The sequence below is a fragment of the Gemmiger formicilis genome (assembly GCF_016901605.1).
Lineage (GTDB): Bacteria > Bacillota > Clostridia > Oscillospirales > Ruminococcaceae > Gemmiger > Gemmiger formicilis_B.
In genome coordinates this window covers 1-1,638 of record NZ_JACJKP010000304.1, presented here as the reverse complement: position 1 = coordinate 1,638, position 1,638 = coordinate 1, and the positions used below count along the sequence as shown (strand labels likewise).

Below are 1,638 nucleotides of genomic sequence, written 5' to 3'. Positions count from 1 at the left end.
TACGGGGCATGTTTCACCCCGCAAATTGTCCGAAAAACTGCCCGATAGCTGGACCAATCCCTTCAACGGGCAAATCCAGGAGGGCGGACTGTTCGGACTTTTGCCCAAGGCCAAGCGCCGCAGCGAGGAATTCATGGGCGCAGCCCTGCTTTTCTGGCTGAAAAAATACTCCGATGAGGAGTTCTGCCGCGCCATCGGCAGTATGAGTTACACCCAGGGCCAGCCCACCGCCCAAAGCAATCCGGCGGCCCAACCGGTACAGGAAAATGATACAAAGGAGAATGCATTATGATCCGTATTACCATGCAGAACGGCAAGACCATCGACATTGAACTGAACCCGGCGGTTGCGCCCATCACCTGCGAAAACTTTGAAAAGCTGGTGAAGCAGGGCTTCTATAACGGCCTGACCTTCCACCGTGTCATTCCCGGCTTCATGATTCAGGGCGGCTGCCCCCTGGGCAACGGCACCGGCGGCCCGGGCTGGCACATCAAGGGCGAGTTTGCCCGCAACGGTGTGGCCAATGACCTCAAGCACACCCGCGGCGTCATCAGCATGGCCCGTGCCATGGACCCCAACTCCGCCGGTAGCCAGTTCTTCATCATGCACCAGGATGCCCCCCATCTGGATGGCGATTACGCAGCCTTTGGCAAGGTAGTCAGCGGCATGGACGTGGTGGATGAGATCGCTGCCGTCGAAACCGACTGGAACGACAAGCCCCGTACCCCCGTGGTCATGGAAAAAGTGGAAATTATCTGATGGAAACAGACCCCGCCGCACAAAGCGGCCGTCTGTAATCTGCCGCCGCCCGCAAGGGCGGCGGTTTTTGCATCCTGGGCGCTTTTGCAAATACGGTTGAAAAAATCCCGCAAATCGGTTATACTATTTTGTAATCATAGTGTAATTTCGGGCCTTGGCCCACTTTATAAAAAAAGGAGCAAACAATGGCACATACCGTAATGGTCACCGGCGCGGACGGCTTTATTGGCAGCCATCTGACGGAAGAACTGGTCAAGCGCGGCGAAAAGGTCCGTGCATTCTGCTTGTACAATTCCTTTGGCTCTCTGGGCTGGATCGACACCCTGCCCCCGGAGATCCGCAATGAGATCGATGTATTCATGGGCGACGTGCGCGACCCCAACGGCGTGCGCACCGCCATGCGCGGGCAGGAGCGGGTGTTCCATCTGGCGGCGCTCATTGCCATTCCCTTCTCTTACCACAGCCCCGACAGCTATGTGGACACCAACATCAAGGGCACGTTGAACGTGCTTAACGCCGCCCGGGAACTGGATACCCAGCGCGTGCTGGTCACTTCTACCAGCGAGGTCTACGGCACCGCCCAGTATGTGCCCATCGACGAAAAGCACCCCTACCAGGGCCAGAGCCCCTATTCGGCCACCAAGATCGGCGCTGACCGTCTGGCCGAAAGCTTCTACCGCAGCTTTGATCTGCCGGTCACCATCGTGCGGCCCTTCAATACCTACGGCCCCCGCCAGAGCGGCCGGGCCATCATTCCCACCATCATTACCCAGCTGCTGGCCGGTCAGACCGAGATCAAGCTGGGCAGCCTGACCCCCACCCGTGACTTCAACTACGTGAAGGACACCGCCAACGGCTTTATGACCATTGCAGACTGCG

At 58.2% G+C, this 1,638-nt stretch carries 3 protein-coding genes; all 3 read left to right on the top strand.

Annotated elements, in window-relative coordinates:
• Positions 1-292: hypothetical protein (locus H6B10_RS14425; protein WP_204652236.1), on the top strand; the 292-nt coding region annotated here is incomplete at its 5' end.
• Positions 289-759: a peptidylprolyl isomerase gene (locus H6B10_RS14420; protein ID WP_204652235.1), complete on the top strand. Its 471-nt coding sequence runs from the start codon at positions 289-291 to the stop codon at positions 757-759. The genes H6B10_RS14425 and H6B10_RS14420, both read left to right, overlap by 4 nt.
• A gap of 185 nt (positions 760-944) precedes the next feature.
• A partial coding sequence (locus H6B10_RS14415; protein WP_204652234.1) for an SDR family NAD(P)-dependent oxidoreductase occupies positions 945-1,638 on the top strand: 694 nt, incomplete at its 3' end.